Here is a 19,125-nt window from a genome sequence, read left to right as displayed (position 1 = left end):
GATAAAGCAGGCACAACGGAAGCGTTGTTGTGCCTGTGAACTTCAACGGTGTTTTAAGTATTTTTGTGCCAGAAATAGGGCGCAGACATTACGCGCTTCGTTGAAATCAGCGTGATCCAATAATGACATCATATTTGCTATTGGCCAACGTATTTGCGGTAGTGGTTCAGGTTCGTCTCCTTCCAAGCTTTCTGGATAGAGATTTTCAGCAATAACAATGTTCATTTTGCTAGAAAAATAGGATGGAGCCATAGTGAGTTTGGCTAATTGTTCTATTTTTCTGGCACCAAAACTGACTTCTTCTTTTAATTCACGGTTAGCGGCTTCAAAGATACTTTCCCCAGGGTCGATCGCGCCTTTAGGAAAGCCCAACTCGTACTGCTCAATGCCGACTGCATACTCACGAATAAGCAACAATTCATCCCCAATGACCGGGATTATCAGAACAGCTTCCCGATTGGCCGGACGCATCCGTTCATAAACGCGTTTTACACCGTTACTAAATTCGAGATTAACTGACTGAATATGAAATAAACGTGAATGGGCAATGTCCTCTATGTGTAAGATTTTAGGGTTTTTCAGGTCATTCATAATTGCCCCTGATGGTTTAATATTGGTTGAGTTGAGTGCCTGTGCATTATTACGTCATAAATTATTTCATTAACCTTAGATTTTATGATGAAATTAGGTACACTCCATAGCTTGACTAAATATGGCCGATTATTTTGATAAATGATAGTGATTATCGCTGGTTATTGTTGTTGCTGTTATCTTTATCCTCTTTGGAAATAGATCTATGTTGTATATAGTTTAGTGCGTTATTATATAACTCATTGTAAAATAAATTAAAAAATAAATAGAAATAACCTAATTCAGAACTTAACGTGTAGTTGCTAATTTGCAAACAACAATAGCAAGATTGTCATGGGTATGGGGATAAAATGAGCATAACAGTCGTTATATTGGCTATCTTGATAATTAGCCTGATTGTCATGGCTTCCTTTCTGATTTTCAAATGGAAGCTACATGATAACGCCCGTTATCTGCCTTCTGTTGCTGAACCAACCTATCGTAAACTTAATGCTGATGAATATCAGACTATTGAATGTTATTTGAATCGAGTGTTGCCGCCAGTTGTAACAGACCGTATTAATAAACCAAGTTGGCCAATTCTAATGGGTAAAAATGATATGGTTTATACTATCTGTCATTCCATTACCCGGTTTTCTGTTGCTTCCGATGAACTACATAGCTGGCGTTACTATATTGATATGGCAGAAATTCATTTGCCGTTTTTCCTTGAGCCTTTTATTAAACAGCAGAATATTATTGATGTTGTGTACACCGCGACAATACCACTTGTTATTTCGATTAATGGTCACTTTCTGAAAGATTTTCAACAGGATTTTCCTTCTGCTCCGGTAATTTCAGATGTATCTCATCAGCAGGCATCGATCCAAAAAAATGGTGAAACCAGCGTAAAATTACAAAATATTCGTAAAGAGACATTGGAAGAATATCGGTTGAATCACTCATCGGGTATTTGGGAGGGGGGATTTTTGTGTTTCGGATTTTTCATTTGGTTTCTTGCGTTACTTTCACCAGCACTGCTTTTGCCGTGGCTGATGTTGATTGCAGGTAGTTTAGTCGTTATCAGTTTTTGGCCATTACTTTGCCCACTCTCAATATGCAGGCGCCAGGATATTCACTGTTTTACCGGTATACCAAAACGATGGGGATTATTTGGCGAATTTGAACAAGGACAAATGAGTAATATTTCTCTTGGTGGGATTGATTTAATTTATCCTCCTCATTGGGAGCCCTATATTGCTCACTATCTTGATCAGAAAACCAATATTGATATTTACACTAACGGTCAGGTAGTCAGGCAAGGGCATTATCTCTCTTTGCATGATGAAGAGAAAAATTACCCTTATCGTCGTTATGGAAAAAATCTCATGATGATCGTTAGCTGTTTGCTTATTATGTTACTGCTCTATTTTTATCAACCGGTTAGTGTACCGATGAAACTCAGTTTTGCCTGGTTGCGTGGCAGCAGCACAAAAGTTGTCACTGACGCTAATATGATGGAAGGGATGGAATTGCGAGTTGGGGATATCCTGAAAGCAAAAGGGGTTGGTATGTGTTATATGCCTCCAAACAATATGAATGGTAAAGGCGACACCTATTTTTCTCCGTTCGATTGTTCGGGGATATATTGGAATAGAGTTAATCCACTGCCAATACCAGAATCAGAAATTATAGAAAATGCAGCTAAACTGATTGCAACTGTTAATAAACAATTACGTTTACAGGAAAATGACGATGTAATAAATCCAGACCTTGCTCAGGAGATTTTCAAATCTGGTATGATCTTATTGGATGATTTCTCTAATATTATCTTGAAAACTAAAGAATTATGTGAAAAAGAAACAGACTGTTTACGATTGAAAAATGCTTTGGTTAACTTGGGTAGTGCTAATGATTGGCTAACTTTGTTAAAGAATGCAGAAAGTGGCAAGCTGGATGACACTCATGTTTTATTGCGTCCGGCAAGCGCTGAAGCTTTGGGGAAATTGGTTGATGCGACGACATCATCATTTATCTACCGGGAAATAGATAAAGTCGCAATGCTGCTTAATAGCCCTTCTCCTGGCGGAGTTCTACTTATCAGTGATGAAGGCAAACAACTGGTTGAGTATATAACGCCAGCCATCATCTCTTATGACCATAGTGCGTTGGAACAATGGCGTGAATTACAGCGGTTATCGGATATGGTATTGCAAACACCCTTTGAGACAACGGGAATTGTCACGGAATTGTCCGTAGATAGTAATGGAACCCGCCGGGTTGTGTTGCATAGTGAACTGGATTCCATGACACTTGCTCGTTGTATTGGTACCACTATTTTATTCTTGGCTCTTTTTACGACCTTAATCATTAATTTTGTGCTGGTTGTTAAGAAAAGTCGGCAGAACAAACAACGTTTAAACAAAATCAGGCAATATTACGATAACTGTTTTAATACACTTTTTCCGCCTGCGCGTTGGCGATAATCGACAATGGTATGTTAGGCTTTGCTTTATTTGCCAAAGCTGATGATGAGAGGAAAAATGAAGAGTAATTCAGACTCCGATCAAGCTGTCCGTCTGGATAAGTGGCTGTGGGTGGCCCGTTTTTATAAAACACGGGCTATTGCACGGGAAATGATAGACGGAGGTAAAGTTCACTATAATGGTCAAAGAAGTAAACCGAGTAAATTGGTTGAACCAGGGGCTGAAATTAAACTGCGTCAGGGTAATGATGAACGTATAGTTGAAGTTCTTGCACTAAGTAATCATCGGCGCGGTGCGCCGGAGGCGCAACAACTTTACCAAGAGACAGAAGCGAGTATTGCTAACCGGGAAAAAATGGCAATTGCTCGAAAAATGAATGCATTAACTATGCCTCATCCTGACCGCCGACCGGATAAAAAAGAGAGGCGCACGCTGATTAAGTTTAAAAATACCAAATTAAGTGGACAGGAATAACCTGCTCGAATGAGAGATATTTATGTTTAAACAAGACCAATTACACCGCTTTTTATTTGAGAATCATTCTGTACGTGGTGAGCTGGTTTTAGCCAGTGAAACTTACCAGCATATTTTGGAAAATCATGATTACCCGCAGCCGGTACAGCAGTTATTGGGAGAACTGTTGGTGGCAACCAGTTTATTAACTGCAACACTGAAATTTGATGGTGATATTACGGTTCAAATTCAGGGAGATGGCCCGGTCAAACTGGCAGTTATTAATGGTAATCATCAGCAACAAATGCGAGGTATCGCTCGTATTGATGGATTAGTGGCTGAAAATAGCAGTTTGAAACAGATGGTTGGCACAGGCTATATGGTTATTACCATTACGCCAACTCATGGTGAGCGTTATCAGGGAGTGGTTGCACTGGAAGGTGAAACACTGGCGGATTGTCTTGATGATTATTTCAGGCAGTCTGAACAACTACCCACTCGTCTATTTATCCGTACTGGCATTCAGGATGGAAGAGTTGCTGCTGGTGGTATGTTGTTACAGATTTTGCCAGCGGCGGAACAGGAGAGTGCAGAAGCTTTTGATCATCTAGCGCAACTTACTGCAACCATTAAAGGTGAAGAGTTATTTTCATTGGAAGTTAAGGAGATCTTGCACCGCCTTTATCATGAGGAGGATGTCATATTATATGAACCGCAAGCGGTCGAATTCCGTTGTACTTGTTCTCGCCAACGTTGTGCTGACACATTAGTCACACTTTCCGATGAGGATGTTAATCATATTTTGCAGAAAGATGGCAACATTGATATGGCGTGTGAGTATTGCGGCACACACTATATTTTTGATGCTGATGATCTTGCTGCAATCAGAACAGAAAAAAAGAACCGGCTCCATTGATATTCTATCTAAACAAAATTTTTCACCTTTTAAGGCGCGGATCCGCGCCTTTCTATCAATATCCATAATACTCAAAACTGCTTTTGTGTCTTTGGCCCCAGATTAAACTCAAAAAAATAGTGGGTTTTCAATTTTTTGATAACTATCGCTGTTAATTAATCATAACTATTTATTATTGCTTACAGAAAAAGCGTGACTACCCAGGAGCAATAACATGAGTGTTAAAGGCATTACCCCGCAGGAACTCGCGGACTATGGAATCCATGATGTTAACGAAATTATTTATAATCCAAGCTATGAATTGTTATTTTCAGAAGAAACCGAACCTTCACTTGAAGGCTGCGAGAGTGGCACTCTGACCAACCTGGGGGCTGTGGCTGTCGATACGGGGATCTTCACTGGTCGTTCCCCTAAAGATAAGTACATTGTTCGTGATGATGTTACCTGTGACACCGTATGGTGGGCTGATCAGGGAAAAGGTAAAAATGATAACAAACCATTACAGCAGGAAACATGGACATATCTGAAAAGCTTGGTGACTAAACAGCTTTCAGGCAAACGTTTGTTTGTGGTTGATGCTTTCTGTGGTGCTAATGCAGATACACGACTGAAAGTCCGCTTTATCACAGAAGTTGCGTGGCAGGCCCACTTTGTTAAAAACATGTTTATCCGTCCATCAGATGAAGAGTTGGCTGAGTTCAAACCCGATTTTATTGTGATGAACGGTGCGAAATGCACCAACCCGCAATGGCAAGAGCAGGGGTTGAACTCTGAAAACTTTGTTGCGTTCAACCTGACAGAGCGTATGCAGCTTATCGGTGGTACTTGGTACGGTGGCGAAATGAAGAAAGGGATGTTCTCTATGATGAACTACCTGTTGCCACTGAAAGGTATTGCGTCGATGCACTGTTCTGCCAACGTGGGTGAGAAAGGGGACGTTGCGGTCTTCTTCGGTTTGTCGGGTACAGGTAAAACCACACTTTCTACTGATCCAAAACGTAAGCTGATTGGTGATGATGAGCACGGTTGGGATGATGACGGCGTATTCAACTTTGAAGGGGGCTGTTACGCGAAAACCATCAATCTATCCAAAGAAGCGGAACCTGATATCTACAATGCAATTAAACGTGATGCATTGCTGGAGAACGTGACTGTACTGGCAGATGGCACGGTTGATTTCAATGATGGTTCAAAAACTGAAAACACCCGTGTTTCTTATCCTATCTACCATATTGAAAACATTGTTAAGCCGGTTTCCAAAGCGGGTCATGCAACTAAGGTCATCTTTCTGACTGCGGACGCATTTGGCGTGTTACCTCCGGTATCCCGTCTGACACCTGAACAGACTCAATATCACTTCCTATCTGGTTTTACGGCAAAATTAGCCGGTACCGAACGTGGTGTGACTGAACCAACACCTACATTTTCTGCTTGTTTTGGTGCCGCATTCCTGACCTTGCATCCAACTCAATATGCGGAAGTCTTGGTAAAACGCATGCAGGCCGCAGGTGCCAAGGCTTATCTGGTGAACACGGGCTGGAATGGTACCGGTAAACGAATCTCTATTAAGGATACCCGTGGAATCATTGACGCCATCCTAAGTGGTGATATTGAGGAAGCTGATACCACGACATTACCGATCTTCGATCTGGCGGTTCCGACTGTGTTACCGGGTGTTGATACCGATATTCTTGATCCACGTGATACTTATGCAGATAAATCTCAGTGGGAAGAGAAGGCGAAAGATTTGGCGCATCGTTTTGTCGACAACTTTGATAAATATACCGATACCCCGGCGGGGGAAGCTTTAGTAAAAGCGGGTCCTAAACTGTAATTGTAAATTTTTTAACCTCATCCGTGAGGATGAGGTTTATTTGATGTTCATATCGGAGGAAGGCCAAACAGTAATATTTCACTATCATCATTAATCACTCTCAGTGCTGAAAAATTCAAAAAATTGGCGTCGTAATAGTTGGCAAATGAGAAGGTATGCCAGCTAGTTAACCAGCCATGATCGGCATGGCCGCGATCTGATGCTTTGCGTAAATGGATCATATTCAAATCTCCTCAATGGTTTTTACAGTCTAATTGAGAAGAGATAGCATTAAAGCTTAAAAATCTGACCTATAAATTCAAATATTTTGAATAATTGGTGATTGAATTAATTAATAAAAAAAAGCCAGCACTTGGCTGGCTAAAGTAAACACTGGAAGCAATGTGAGCAATGTCGTGCTTTCATCTGTACCCCGAAGGCAGTTCATCTGAAAGCGATACGAATGATAATAATTATCACTATCGATTGTAAAGTGTTTTTTCTGGTCAAATATGGAATAATGGTGGAGATTCATCTTAACAATTTGATAAATATTACTATTTTTATGAATGTCGATGTGATGATCAAGGGAAAGAAAACTATTTCACTGAGTCGATTTGTTAAGTGATTACTTTAAATTATTCAGTAAATTTGACATGATATTAAGAGTCTTAACAAGGGTTACCGTAAACCCTTATTTGGGGTCTATCTGTCGAAATAATTTGATTAGGAGCTGAAACATGCTTAGACAGAATAAGCTAGAGCTGGAATTTTATTTACCATAGCCAACTATTTATTTTAAGAAATGTTTTGATTAAATAATTACGCTGTAATGAATTTTAATATGCTGCTCAATGCCAAATGTTCTCTAGAATTCAACTCATTCTGTCTAATAGCTGTTTCCTTTATATATTCTGACTGTATTTTAACGTCATGAAAGATATCTTTTCAGGTAATTATATGTGGCATTTCTTGGCGTGGATTGTGTTAACCGGTTTGACTATTTGGGGAATGATTAATCATTCACTAAATCAGAATTATCAACAACAAACAGTTTCATTTAATATTCTTTATCGAGAGCTGAGTGAAAAGCTGGCACAACATGACGCGATTGTATCGCTAACGGATACTAATATCGAATTAGATCGGCTACAGGAAAATTTTCCACAAATCGTCGGATTACAAGAGATGCCAATGAATGTATTAATATTCCCTATAATCAGTGAAGAGGGAAAGGGAAGATATTGGCTTAATAGTAAACGCGATTGCATCCGGTTATTAATAGATCTTAATATCCTGATGAAAGATCTATCATTATTGTCACAATTCCGAATGGTACAACTGGATTGGAATAATCGCCCATTGGTTACATATGGGCTGGAGAAAGAGCACTATTTTTGGAACTGGGAGAAAAAGTTAACCAATCGTTTTCAGCCTTTTGTGCTTAAAGTGGGTAACGATCAACAATGGTCTAAACTTCCGTGGGGCTATATTGTTTGTCTGAGTTTTTTATGGGCAGTGATTATCTGTTTTATTTTTTTAATTCAGAAGAATAAAAGATTGAGGAAAATTTCTGATTTACGAGCACATTTTTTTGAATTTACCCGCTTAAATACAATGGATGAAGTGGCAACAGGTGTTGTTCATGAATTAAATCAGCCTTTGACGGCGATTATGAGTTATAACCAAACCGCATTGCGGTTAATGAAAAAACAGCAATATGATAAAGTGACGCCAATACTGGATTCATCAATTTTGCAAACTCAACGCATCGCAAATTTATTAACGCAATACCGTCAAAAATTAACGACTGGGAGTATTATTTTACAACCTGTAAATATTCAAGCGATATTAGGTCGAGTTGAGATATTGCTCGATAGTGAAATTAAGGCCAGTAAGGTAAAGATAATAAAGCATATTGGTGATGAACTGCCAATGATATCTGCCGAGCCATTGTGGATTGAGCAAATATTTCATAATTTAATCAGCAATGCCATTCAGGCACAGCAAGAGCAAGGTCGGCCAGAATATCAAAATTGGATCTGCATCGATATCACCTATATCGATGACATGATAAAAATCATGATAACAGATGGTGGTCCTGGATTAAGTGATGAAGCTTTAAAGAACGTGTTTATTCCATTCTTCACAACACGCCAACAAGGTATGGGATTGGGAATGACGTTAACAGAAACATTAATTCATAAACTTGGTGGTGATATTAATGCTGGAAATTGCGAAACAGGAGGGGCGTGTTTTATTATTTGGTTACCAACTAATAAAGGTAAGGAGAAATAATGGCGGCAGTGATTTATCTTATTGATGATGATGAAGCGATCCGTGACTCATTATCTATGTTATTAGAAACAATGAATTGGCAGGTAAATTCATTCCCTGGTGCGCAAGAGTTTCTTGATGAAATTGGTAGCAAGAATATTGCAGCGCTTCAGGGATGTATTTTATTGGATATTCGTATGCCGGGAAAACCTGGATTGGCATTGCAGGACGATCTTTTAAAACTCAATAGTACATTGCCGGTTATTATCATGACCGGACACGGAAATATTGATATTTGTCGTCGTGCTTTTAAGAACGGGGCTTTCGAGTTTTTAACCAAACCTATTGATGCGGATTTATTAATTGAAACAGTTTCAAGTGCATTATTATTTCATCAGAAAGTATTTAAGCAACGTCAGATATATGAGCAGTTGAAAACGAAATTTAGCCAGTTATCTGAACGTGAAAGGGAGGTGATGAAAATTATTCTGGAAGGTAAAACCAGTAAACAAATTGCTCAACAGTTATCGTTATCACCACGTACCATTGAGGTTCATCGTGCCAATATATTTCATAAATTAGATATACATTCTTTACCACAATTAGTAAAAGAGTATGAGTTATTTAAGTCATTATCTTATGACTAAGTATTTTTACTAAGTAGAATAAGTAATTGGCCGAATAGATATAGCCGATAAATCTCATTAAGTTAGAACAGGATAATTCATCAACTTAAACTTAATGAGGTTTACCTATGAAACATTCTCTTCTCTATACTGTTTTGGCAGCAGGTTTATTTGCTCAATCTGCTTTTGCTTCATCACTAATTACTGAACGTAACATTACCCTTGAGGTAGCAAATAAATTAGCTTCTTGGGCAATTCAATCTTGTGCGGCTAATAACTACAACGTAACGGTTTCTGTTGTTGATAAAAGTGGGGTTTTGAAAGTGGTTCAGCGTATGGATAAAGCCGGGTTGCATACCGTTGAGGCGAGCAAAATGAAAGCTTATACCGCATTATCTACCCAGAGAACGTCAGAGGATGTAATGAAAACTGCACAATCGAATCTTGGTGCTCAATATTTAGGGGATATTCCAGGCTTCCTATTACTTGGTGGTGGTGTTCCTGTTAAATCTGGTGATAATGAAGTGATTGGTGCAATTGGTATTGGTGGCGCTCCGAGTGGTTCTTTAGACCAACAGTGTGCTTTTGATGCAATTCAGAAAATTTCATCAGATCTTTAAACTTTAAAATATGAATTTCTACAAATTTAATAATAATATTAAAATGTAATTAATCTATTATTATATTAATATGGGAAATTAATATCTTACAGGATAGTATTTTTAATGGAATGAAAAATTAAAAAACAAATCTTATATCCAATGGATTTTATTCTTGGTTAATGGCGTGTTTATAATAATTCATTGTTGTTATGGTTTGTGTCTGGTTATAAAGTAAATTTAAATTTCTTATTTTAAATATGTCCGATGTGTTATATACGCCATCGGACATATTTCTTTTGATTATAAAATCACTTCTGTCGACATTAATATTATCCTGGTTTGATAAATAAACTATTAACTTTCATTGTTAAGTTACATTGATTCCCAATTGTTTATTCTGTGTCGGATTTAAAATTCATTTTTATATTATCACGATATTATATAAAAATTAAATATGAAATGATGTGGATTTTTTCATTTGCAATGTAATGTATCAATGATAGTTTTGTCTATAAATAAAAAATTTAACTTTAGGTTTTATTATGATAATTAAAATAAAAAATTATTCAATCGACTCTATTTGTTATTTTGGTTAGAATATTGTTTTGTTTGTTTTTTATATTTTTGTTATTGTATAATACTAAAATGTAGTTATTTATTGACGGTTTTTTATGTTTGATGGTTGTTTTTAATAACTTGCAATATTATGAATAAATCAGATTTGATGTTAATTATCTATTCATGAAATAAAAATATTTTTCTTATCTTATTTGACGAAATGGAAAACTAGATATTAACTAAGTATTACCATGGTGATTTTTCTTATAGGTATTTGTCACCGTGAAGTTTTTAATTATGGCTATTTGAAAGTTGTATCCTGTTATGTATGGAATCTTTGTGGTACGTAAATGAACTAACGATAAGGTTGCTTGTAAATAGGCATCAATATGAATGGTTTGTAATTTAATTATCCATACAGATGTAAGAGAACATGGGTGTGTAGCCACAGACTTCTCTTATTCTGCTACATGAGGTTTAATATGATAAAACAATCAATCAATCTCGACGCTAGTGATCCTACCTCCCCCTTCTATTACCTAAAATCTAGTGGTAATAGCATCAACATAGAATTTAATGGCAGTTCATCACTGACAACGGGGCAAATTTATGGTAATGGGTTAAACCAAGCAGACATTCTTGTCATTATGCAGTTTCCGGCCGACACTACTACTCCGGGATGGACAACTGATGATAATGGGCAGTTAGTTCCTCCTGATAGTGCTCCCGTAGTCAAAGCGTCAGACAACTCTTGGTATGTCGATATGACAAGTGTCCTGACTGCCGATAATTTTTTCCCGACGTCTTATCAAGATACCCAAAATACGCCAATGAGCGAAGCCTCCTCAGCAAGTTGGTTTTTCTCTGAAGAAGAAAATGGGTTTTGTAATCTGGTCAACGCTACTGGAAATCAATCCTATCTGGTCGAGACTCAGGTTCTTGCTGCTACCATCAATGATGGAGTGATCCAGTTGCATCTATATATTATGTCTAATGAATCGACTGGTGCATCTATGGATGTGGCAGTAGCGTTGAGTGTTAGTGATTCATATGGTGTACCTGATGGAACCTATTCCACTGGTGAGAATGATCATAGCGGTTTTTGGGGGGCTGGAACGAGTAGTGGAGGTACACATCTCACCGTCCAAGCATTAGAGCCAAAAGTGTATGATACAAGCAATGTTTCATTTACATCAGGACCAACCTCCCATCCCTCTAATTCAGGCTCCAACCCTGGTGGATGTGAGGCTTATAATTTCTATTGGACCACATATTACTTAAACATCTCAGAGGATGGATATTATATTTCTTCTGTAACAACACGGGACGATGGGGGTGATCCAGGCGTTCAATTTTATGAAAAGCTCAATTCCTACTGGATGTCTGTTTGTGTTGACTTTTCTGCTTATTTTGGCCAGTCGCAACAAAATGTCGGGTTTCATTTTGATCAGGGAAGTTATACCTACTATGTCAGTGGGCCAATTAACGAATCTCCAGGTATTTGTTATTTGAATGTACGGAGTACTAATACATGTCCTGTTGGCTATTGGAATACATCGACAAATTCTACTTCTGCTGAGTTTAAAGATCAGTATGGGAATGTGGGAAAATTTACAATTTATTCTGAAGGGAATGACTATTTGTACTACGAAGCATCATCATAATTAAAAGAAAGTAGGGCAGACTACAGCATATTATTATATGAGGATTAATTTCATGATTACTAAATGTGAATGTACGAATAACTCATTCCCTAAAGACATTGAAGATGCAATAAATATTGCCGCACCTCACCTTATATGTGGTGTGAGTTATTATCCAGAAGTAGGTAATATAAAAAAATTCTGGTGTGTGAATACTTCAGAACTTACCACAAATTATTCCCGTATTTCTGAAACGGACCTGAATACTGTTAGAGAGCTTGGTACTGTTGCGTATGCTATTCTGGGTAGAATGAAAGATAATAGTGAATGTAAAGAAAGGGAACAGAGGTACTGTAATGAGCTTCAGTTACCTGTATTAAGTCTCTCATACGAGTCTAAAACTATGTCATTTATATTTCCTGACAATGAAATGGATTTGGTAGGTCGGCCTTTTATTCAGGAGAAATTTAATTGCTATACACTTATACAAGATTTTTATAAGCAAAAATACGATATCAAACTGAATGATTACCAAAAAAGTGAAAGAGATGATGATATTTTTCTTAACAATATAGAACGTGAGGGGTTTTATTCTATTTCTAAACGTGAATTAATAGAAGGCGATGTTATTTTAATGCAGATAAATGGTCCAACCGCCAATCATACTGCGATATATCTTGGTGAAGATAAAATACTTAATCATATGGGGAATAGACCGAGTGGTTATAATCAATTAAGTAGATTTAGTAAATATATCGTAGGATATTACCGCCACCTCAAGAGAGACTGAGAATTTAATTAAAGTGGAGTTAGCTGCTTTTTCTGCTAACTCCCAAATAATCATCGTTTTCTCTTTTTTTTCTAACGAGGTCCATTATGTCTCAAACATCTTCATCACAAGCTCAGACCAATTTTACTAGCTCTTCTGGTCAAGGACTTTATGTTGACCCGCGCACCGGCTGGGCAACAGCTAATTTCCTGTTGGCTTCGCTACCTGCTAATAACAACCTTGGGCCGTCAGTACAACTGTCTATTAGCTATTCCCCGTTTCTTTCTGACAATCCCTATGATGTTGGTATTGGATGTTCGTTGGGTTTATCCAGCTATAACTACGATACTAAGCAACTGACTCTAAATACGGGTGAGCAGTACTATTTGAATGATCCGGCTACTGTTTCCGGCAGCACTCAATTGGAGGTTAATCAGAAAAAACTTGATAATTTTGTGGTCTATAAAGAACAAGCACCAGGTGAAGGTTATCAGTATCGTGTGGTCTACAAAAACGGCACAGTCGATATCCTGCGCTATGTGAGTGCTGTCTTATATATGCCGGCTCTGACTTGTACCCCAGTTGGACACTATGTTACCTATGCTTGGAACGTCTATGGTGACAGTATGCGTCTGATAAATATTGTAGACGAAAGCGAAAACATCTTATTTCAGGGGGATTATTCGGACACGGAGGCCACGTTCCATTTCTGGCCGAATGTAGTGGATGAGGCATATTCTATTACGTTAATTAAGGGTAATGAATACCTTCAACAAATCACCAATGCTGCTGTTGATCCTGTATTCACTTGGACACTCACCTATTCTGTTGTTAATGGAATGAGTAATGAGCTGTTGACAGGAATCCTTGCTCCGACGGGTTATACCCAAAGCGTGCAATATGAATCGGGTGCGATGAACTTTCCTTCACAGGCCGGTGTAAAAACGGCTTTGCCTGCTGTAACACAATCTATCCAGAGCCCTGGTGCGGGCCAGCCAGATATTGTGACGAATTATAATTGGTCGTCTAATAATTACTTGGGGTATGGTTACCCCGGCATGAACAACTACCAAGACTATCAGGATAACTGTTTGCAGCAACTGGATGATTCTTTCAGCTATTCTTCCACTGCTGGCGTTTCAAGTGGTACAGGGGACGGTGCAGTCGCAGTGTCCATTCAGCGTACTTACAACAATTATCATCTGTTGATACAGAAAGTCGTCACCCAGGCTGGTTATGCGGCGAGCACTACTATAGATATCACCTATTATGCTGAGAATGGGCTATCACTTGATCAGCAACCGGATCAATATCAATGTCTTACCAGTCAAACCACTACGTACTCTGACGGTACGAACTCTCGTGCGGAGGTCACAGCTTTCACCTTTGATGAGTTTGGTAACATGTTGACCAGCCAGTCACCTGATGGTACGACAGATAACAATGGGACATTAACTACATACACTTACTACCCTGGTGATCAAAATACTTATGCTGAGGATAATATCACCTTGCTATGCCCAGCTGATCCGAATGGGATAACCCGATTTGTCCAGTCTCAAACTATTGTCCCGGCGGCGACAACGACAAGTTATGATGATGTTCCCACACAGCGTGTGGAGTACCGTTATTCCACCATTGATTGTTTGGCGGCGAATGGTGCTCCGATGGCGGGAAAGCAGGCAATTATTCAGGTGCAAGAAGACCATTACAGCCAACTGAATGGAAATGACATACATCTGTTAACCAAAGTTACTGACTATACCACTGACAGCCAGTCTGACTGGCTAGGGCAAATTACACAGATTACTTCGACGGTTTTTGGTCTTGATGATCCTAATCAGACATTTATCAGTACGGCAACCTTCAATGTGTCCATTCAGGATGGCACGACACTCTACCAAGATGTGACTTTTACTAGCCCAGATAACTTGTCATTTACTGTCAACCGTTCCCAGTCGTGTTATAGCGGTAAGGTCACTTCATTAACTGATCGCCAGGGTAATGTCACCACCTTTGATTACGATCTGTTAGGACGAGTCACCCAGAAAACGCTGAACGCGGGTGACAGCACCTACCAGACTACTCAAACCATAAGTTACACCTTAACTCCTGGTCGGGATGACACAAAAGCTAGTACTGTTCGTCAGGATGCTAATGGCAATCAGCAGGTAACTACATTTGATGGTATGGGACGCACCCTTAGTACATCTGTTAACGGTAATGCTCCGGGATTCCTAGCTGACATTTTGTATGTCATTGGGAAGCAGGCTTATGATGCTATGGGGCGCGTGGTTTTGCGCCAGTCCTTTGACTACACTAACCCTAATGAGCCTAGTGAGGATACTTCTCCTGTACCTTCGTCAACGCGTCAGCAGACAATTAGCTACGATGATTGGGGGCGGCCAGCGACAGTGATGATAACGGATGGTACAGAGGATGATTCCAATGCTGTCACCATCACATCAACTTATAACCCGGCTGTCACCAGCACAGTGAACAACGAGACTGTTACAACAGCACTTTTGTGTGCCACCGCATCTGGCATTAGTACAGGCTATCAGCAAGTTGATATCAATCCTCAGAAAAAACCGATCCGTGTAACACATCTTGACCATACGCAAACACCACTAGGGTATGTGACTCGCACGTATGATGGCTTGGGGCAATTACGTCAGGAAGAGGATGAGGTTGGTAGCATCACACAATGGATTTATGATGCCTATGGCCGGGTCAGCCAGACCACCCTGCCGGAGAATTCAACGGTCAATAAAACTTATTATGCAGGTTCATCCAAGCCGTTGATTAGTAGTATCTCAATTACTGATGGTACCAGCGTTGGTGCAACACCAATAGTTTTAGGAACACAAACCTTCGATGGACTTCACCGGCTGACAGCCCAGACAAATTGCGGGCGTAGCATGACCTATGGCTACAGTGATACACCAAACTATCAGGGTATCCAACTTTCTTCGCCAAACATTATCACTGATGCATTGGGACAGGTGGTCAATATTGATTACATTCTGCAATTGAATGAGGCAGTAAGCGGTGTCACCGCCAACAATGCTGATTGTACACCGGTCATTATGCAAACTGTGGTTTATGACCCGGTCACCGGATTGCCGGTTAGCACCAATGAGACCGACAGTCAATCCCAGACTATGAGCTACACCCTTCAAGGGAATCTCAGCAGCGAGGAGATATCACCACTGGTACCGGTGGGAGTACCGACGAGAACGGCAAGCTATGTCTATACCCTGATGGGACGGCCACAGCAATATATTGATGTCACCGGTGCAATACAGATTGTGACATATAATAGTTATGGCCGACTGATTACATTGGATGATCCGGCGGCTACTGTGACGATTGCTTATGACGCATTGGGACGAGTGTTAACACGTAAAACTGTCAGCAAGGAGACATCATATTCGCTGACCCTTGAGCTTAATTACGATGATATGAGTCGCGAAATACAGCGGGACATCACCGATCAGAATGGGGTTAGCCAACTGAGTATTGCCACCACTTACTATACAAATAGTCAGGTTGAAAGCCGGATTACCACTCAGGGAGGGACAATATTAAGACAGGAAGGCTACATCTATGACAGTCGTCACCGATTGGTCGAATATACAGTTTCTGGTAGTGAGCCGCCAGCTGATTCCTATGGAATGTACCTCAAAGATCAGATGTTTACCTATGATGCTTTGGGAAATATCACCGTCTGTGCCACGACGTTCTGGACTGATAACACCATGACGACCTCGGATACGGATACTGCCACCTTTATTCATGGCAATGCTAATGACCCGACACAGCTGACAGAAGTGCGGCACAGTAACACAACATATTATCCATCCAGCATATTTCTAAGTTACGACACCAACGGACGTATGACGATCGATGAAGCTGGCCGGACACTGACGTATGATCCGCTTGGTCGTTTGGCTGGTGTATCCGGTAATGATATCCACGGGCAGCCTATTGCCGGGGGCACGTACGGGTATGATGCGACCAACACACTGATACGGCAAGTGGTGACTGATGGAGATACGCATCTCCTGTATTACACACAAGGGGGAGAACAGAGCGTGGAGGTTCAGGTAGAGGCGCAAACTCTGCAACGACAGGTGAAACTGGGCCATACCTGTTTGGGGATAAGTGAAGAGGATGTGACTACGCCTTCATGACACTGGAATTAGAGCAACACTAAGGGAGAAGCTTGCTCTGTAACTGGGGTGGGTGAACACCAATTCAATTTTGAGGTTTTTATGTCACTAACACTGATTGGTACTGATCTGATGGACAGCGTACTGTTGTCGTTGAATTGCGAAAACAGTCAAATACAACAGACTGGCTATAGCCCCTGGGGAGGGATACCAGCAGTTATGATACCGGCTGGTGGCGTTCCAGGATTTAACGGTGAACGTATTGATCCGGTGAGTGGCACCAGCCACTTGGGGAATGGTTACCGGGCTTATAACCCAACACTGATGCGTTTTAGTAACACGGACAGTTGGAGTCCGTTTGGGGCTGGAGGTATTAATTCTTATTCATATTGTCTGGGAGATCCCATTAACCGGGTTGACCCTTCAGGGCATATGAGTGCAACAGGTATATTTTCAATAGTTTTTGGCGTAATCGGAATAGCCCTTGCTGTTGTGACTGGTGGGCTTTCCCTCGCGGTTACTGAAACAGCAGATGCTGCTATTGAAGGGATAGATATTGTTGCTGGCGGAGAAATGGCGGCATCAGCGGGCAGTGAGGTTGCAGGCAGTAGTGAATTGTCGGTTGATACCTTTTCATCTGTTGTGAAAAAGGGAGGTAAACTGGCTAAAAAGCTGGCCCCTAACATTATGGATGTTATCTCCAGCTCAACGTCTATTGCCAGTGCTGCCGAGGAATCAGAGGGCAATGATCACGTTGCTAAGATCCTGGGTATAACTTCACTGGTTTTCTTTGGTATTGGCATTGGGATTAATACTCCTCGTATTTATCATGAATTAGATGAACTGTCGCATAAAGGAACTCATATTTCTTGGCGTGAATCGCTAACTTTAGTTGAAGCGGGTGATATTCTGGCAGAGGTGGGGCTTCAGGCTGGAGAATTGGCTAGCCGGAGAGAGGAAAGTCAGGATGATGATGACACAGCAGATACATCCAATAATGTACAGAACGATCAACAGTATACTCATTCTTGGAAGCCGTCTGAAAATCAGCATCATCAGAAGAAGCTTATACGTTCTTTTTTGCCTCCATTGTTACCAGCCATTTTTCAAAAAGAGCGATCGTACGATAACAGAGTAATTGCGCTCTCTTCACTCTGGTCAACTTCATTAATTACTACTGAAAAAGCGATGATCCAACATACTTGGATAACAGCCAACCAAAGGAGAACGGTGGTTAAATGGTAATAGTGGGTAATGTAATAACGAAGCATTCACATCCTATTGTATTTCAACATTATGTTGTTTTTCTTTTTCAGGAGTGACTATGACCTTTTATCTTACTGCTACTGATCCGATGGATAGCATTTTACTGTCATTGAACAGTGAAAACAGCCAGGTACGGCAAACTGGTTATACTCCTTGGGGAGGAAGGCAAATTGCCATGATACCATCCGGGGGTACTCCGGGGTTTAATGGTGAACGTATTACCCGGTGAGTGGCACCAGTCATTTGGGGGATGGCGTGAATGCATTTAAGAAAGAATTCAATGATAAAGATGAATGGAGGAAGCTCACTAATAAAAAGGCAGGAAAAAAATATAACTTAATATTCGCAATATCTGTGAATCCGATGTTTCTAAAGACGTCCAGAGATTATTAGGAAAAAATAATGAGTGGTTAACTGTTAAATTATTTTAATTGTTATTATTATATGCAGTTAGATGAATGATTAATTCTTATATACTCTTCATCTTTCAAGCAGCCAACAAAGCAGCAACTTGAAGGATGAAGGGTATAAAATGGTTTTAATTATTCAGTGTTGGTACGAAATTAATACATTGTTGATGGCGTCATTTAAAATTAAATTAATGATTTTGGGATTGTAATAATTTCGTATCACATAAAGTTTTTCTTGGTAGAAACAATAAGGTTTGTGAAAATATACCCAAGAAACTTCAAGATGCAGTTTTTAGCACCTGAAAATGGTCGTTAATTCTAGACGTCAGCGAGTCCGCTATATCAGGTAACGTTGTGGTGAAAAATTTGAAGACTTTGTCTCGAAATTCATGCTTATCAGCGAAATAACGGTTATTTCGAACCTGTTCATTCATGACCTTCCATAATCGCTCTATCGGGTTTAAATTTGGGCTGTATGGAGGAAGGTAATGTAACTCAATATTGCTAACATAAGCCCACTCCTTCACAAGATGAGCTTTGTTGTAACCCGCCCCCCATCCA

14 protein-coding genes and 1 pseudogene are annotated in these 19,125 nt (G+C 39.9%); 12 read left to right on the top strand and 3 right to left on the bottom strand.

The features are described 5' to 3' along the window. Nucleotides 1-42 precede the first annotated feature (42 nt). On the bottom strand, nt 43-591 hold the full coding sequence (gene nudE / locus D3222_RS17805) for an ADP compounds hydrolase NudE (RefSeq protein WP_118987346.1): 549 nt from the start codon (nt 589-591) through the stop codon (nt 43-45). A 350-nt stretch (nt 592-941) separates the two neighbouring features. Between nudE and D3222_RS17800 the strand changes: the two genes are divergently transcribed. The 4 genes from D3222_RS17800 to pckA all read left to right on the top strand — a co-directional run bounded on the left by D3222_RS17800 (nt 942) and on the right by pckA (nt 6,259). After that, nucleotides 942-3,056, top strand: coding sequence for an intracellular growth attenuator family protein (locus D3222_RS17800; RefSeq protein WP_118987345.1), 2,115 nt, complete (start codon nt 942-944; stop codon nt 3,054-3,056). A gap of 57 nt (nt 3,057-3,113) precedes the next feature. Then, the gene (hslR, locus tag D3222_RS17795) at nt 3,114-3,530 is read left to right on the top strand and encodes a ribosome-associated heat shock protein Hsp15 (protein ID WP_118987344.1); all 417 of its coding nucleotides are present in this window, start codon (nt 3,114-3,116) and stop codon (nt 3,528-3,530) included. A gap of 22 nt (nt 3,531-3,552) precedes the next feature. Then, the gene (hslO, locus tag D3222_RS17790; protein ID WP_118987343.1) at nt 3,553-4,425 is read left to right on the top strand and encodes an Hsp33 family molecular chaperone HslO; all 873 of its coding nucleotides are present in this window, start codon (nt 3,553-3,555) and stop codon (nt 4,423-4,425) included. 214 nt (nt 4,426-4,639) lie between these two features. Next, nucleotides 4,640-6,259, top strand: coding sequence for a phosphoenolpyruvate carboxykinase (ATP) (gene pckA, locus D3222_RS17785; RefSeq protein ID WP_118987342.1), 1,620 nt, complete (start codon nt 4,640-4,642; stop codon nt 6,257-6,259). 83 nt (nt 6,260-6,342) lie between these two features. On the opposite strand, the pseudogene D3222_RS17780 reads toward pckA, so the two are convergent. Continuing rightward, nucleotides 6,343-6,480 (bottom strand): annotated as a pseudogene (locus D3222_RS17780) (pirin family protein); the annotation flags it as partial. Between the two features lie 718 nt (nt 6,481-7,198). Between D3222_RS17780 and D3222_RS17775 the strand changes: the two are divergent. The 8 genes from D3222_RS17775 (at nt 7,199) to D3222_RS25105 (ending at nt 18,383) form a co-directional block, all read left to right on the top strand. After that, on the top strand, nt 7,199-8,536 hold the full coding sequence (locus tag D3222_RS17775; protein WP_232832567.1) for a sensor histidine kinase: 1,338 nt from the start codon (nt 7,199-7,201) through the stop codon (nt 8,534-8,536). Continuing rightward, on the top strand, nt 8,536-9,162 hold the full coding sequence (locus D3222_RS17770) for a response regulator transcription factor (RefSeq protein ID WP_118987340.1): 627 nt from the start codon (nt 8,536-8,538) through the stop codon (nt 9,160-9,162). Before D3222_RS17775 ends, D3222_RS17770 begins: the two co-directional genes overlap by 1 nt. Before the next feature lie 107 nt (nt 9,163-9,269). After that, nucleotides 9,270-9,761 (top strand): GlcG/HbpS family heme-binding protein, encoded by a 492-nt coding sequence (locus D3222_RS17765; protein ID WP_118987339.1) that lies wholly within the window; start codon nt 9,270-9,272, stop codon nt 9,759-9,761. Between the two features lie 1,022 nt (nt 9,762-10,783). Further along, the gene (locus D3222_RS17760) at nt 10,784-11,965 is read left to right on the top strand and encodes a hypothetical protein (protein ID WP_118987338.1); all 1,182 of its coding nucleotides are present in this window, start codon (nt 10,784-10,786) and stop codon (nt 11,963-11,965) included. Between the two features lie 52 nt (nt 11,966-12,017). Further along, nucleotides 12,018-12,734, top strand: a complete 717-nt coding sequence (locus D3222_RS17755) for an NlpC/P60 family protein (RefSeq protein WP_157975353.1) — start codon at nt 12,018-12,020, stop codon at nt 12,732-12,734. Between the two features lie 86 nt (nt 12,735-12,820). Then, nucleotides 12,821-16,909, top strand: a complete 4,089-nt coding sequence (locus D3222_RS17750; protein WP_118987336.1) for a hypothetical protein — start codon at nt 12,821-12,823, stop codon at nt 16,907-16,909. Nucleotides 16,910-16,990: 81 nt separating this feature from the next. Then, on the top strand, nt 16,991-18,133 hold the full coding sequence (locus D3222_RS17745; protein ID WP_118987368.1) for an RHS repeat-associated core domain-containing protein: 1,143 nt from the start codon (nt 16,991-16,993) through the stop codon (nt 18,131-18,133). 79 nt (nt 18,134-18,212) lie between these two features. After that, a complete protein-coding gene (locus D3222_RS25105) occupies nt 18,213-18,383 on the top strand; it encodes a hypothetical protein (RefSeq protein WP_157975352.1) in 171 nt (56 codons plus the stop codon). A gap of 459 nt (nt 18,384-18,842) precedes the next feature. On the opposite strand, the gene D3222_RS17740 is transcribed toward D3222_RS25105, so the two are convergent. Then, a partial coding sequence (locus tag D3222_RS17740) for a transposase (protein WP_198672854.1) occupies nt 18,843-19,125 on the bottom strand: 283 nt, incomplete at its 5' end.

This window comes from Photorhabdus sp. CRCIA-P01, from assembly GCF_003545805.1.
Classification (GTDB): Bacteria; Pseudomonadota; Gammaproteobacteria; order Enterobacterales; family Enterobacteriaceae; genus Photorhabdus; species Photorhabdus antumapuensis.
The sequence above is the reverse complement of the archived record's forward strand: the minus strand, read 5'-3'. Positions and strand labels throughout refer to the sequence as shown.

What these genes read in the sequence shown, in the direction of transcription:
- nudE (WP_118987346.1), bottom strand. Translation starts at nt 591, where the DNA reads ATGAATGACCTGAAAAACCCTAAAATCTTACACATAGAGGACATTGCC.
- D3222_RS17800 (WP_118987345.1), top strand. Translation starts at nt 942, where the DNA reads ATGAGCATAACAGTCGTTATATTGGCTATCTTGATAATTAGCCTGATT.
- hslR (WP_118987344.1), top strand. Translation starts at nt 3,114, where the DNA reads ATGAAGAGTAATTCAGACTCCGATCAAGCTGTCCGTCTGGATAAGTGG.
- hslO (WP_118987343.1), top strand. Translation starts at nt 3,553, where the DNA reads ATGTTTAAACAAGACCAATTACACCGCTTTTTATTTGAGAATCATTCT.
- pckA (WP_118987342.1), top strand. Translation starts at nt 4,640, where the DNA reads ATGAGTGTTAAAGGCATTACCCCGCAGGAACTCGCGGACTATGGAATC.
- D3222_RS17775 (WP_232832567.1), top strand. Translation starts at nt 7,199, where the DNA reads ATGTGGCATTTCTTGGCGTGGATTGTGTTAACCGGTTTGACTATTTGG.
- D3222_RS17770 (WP_118987340.1), top strand. Translation starts at nt 8,536, where the DNA reads ATGGCGGCAGTGATTTATCTTATTGATGATGATGAAGCGATCCGTGAC.
- D3222_RS17765 (WP_118987339.1), top strand. Translation starts at nt 9,270, where the DNA reads ATGAAACATTCTCTTCTCTATACTGTTTTGGCAGCAGGTTTATTTGCT.
- D3222_RS17760 (WP_118987338.1), top strand. Translation starts at nt 10,784, where the DNA reads ATGATAAAACAATCAATCAATCTCGACGCTAGTGATCCTACCTCCCCC.
- D3222_RS17755 (WP_157975353.1), top strand. Translation starts at nt 12,018, where the DNA reads ATGATTACTAAATGTGAATGTACGAATAACTCATTCCCTAAAGACATT.
- D3222_RS17750 (WP_118987336.1), top strand. Translation starts at nt 12,821, where the DNA reads ATGTCTCAAACATCTTCATCACAAGCTCAGACCAATTTTACTAGCTCT.
- D3222_RS17745 (WP_118987368.1), top strand. Translation starts at nt 16,991, where the DNA reads ATGTCACTAACACTGATTGGTACTGATCTGATGGACAGCGTACTGTTG.
- D3222_RS25105 (WP_157975352.1), top strand. Translation starts at nt 18,213, where the DNA reads ATGACCTTTTATCTTACTGCTACTGATCCGATGGATAGCATTTTACTG.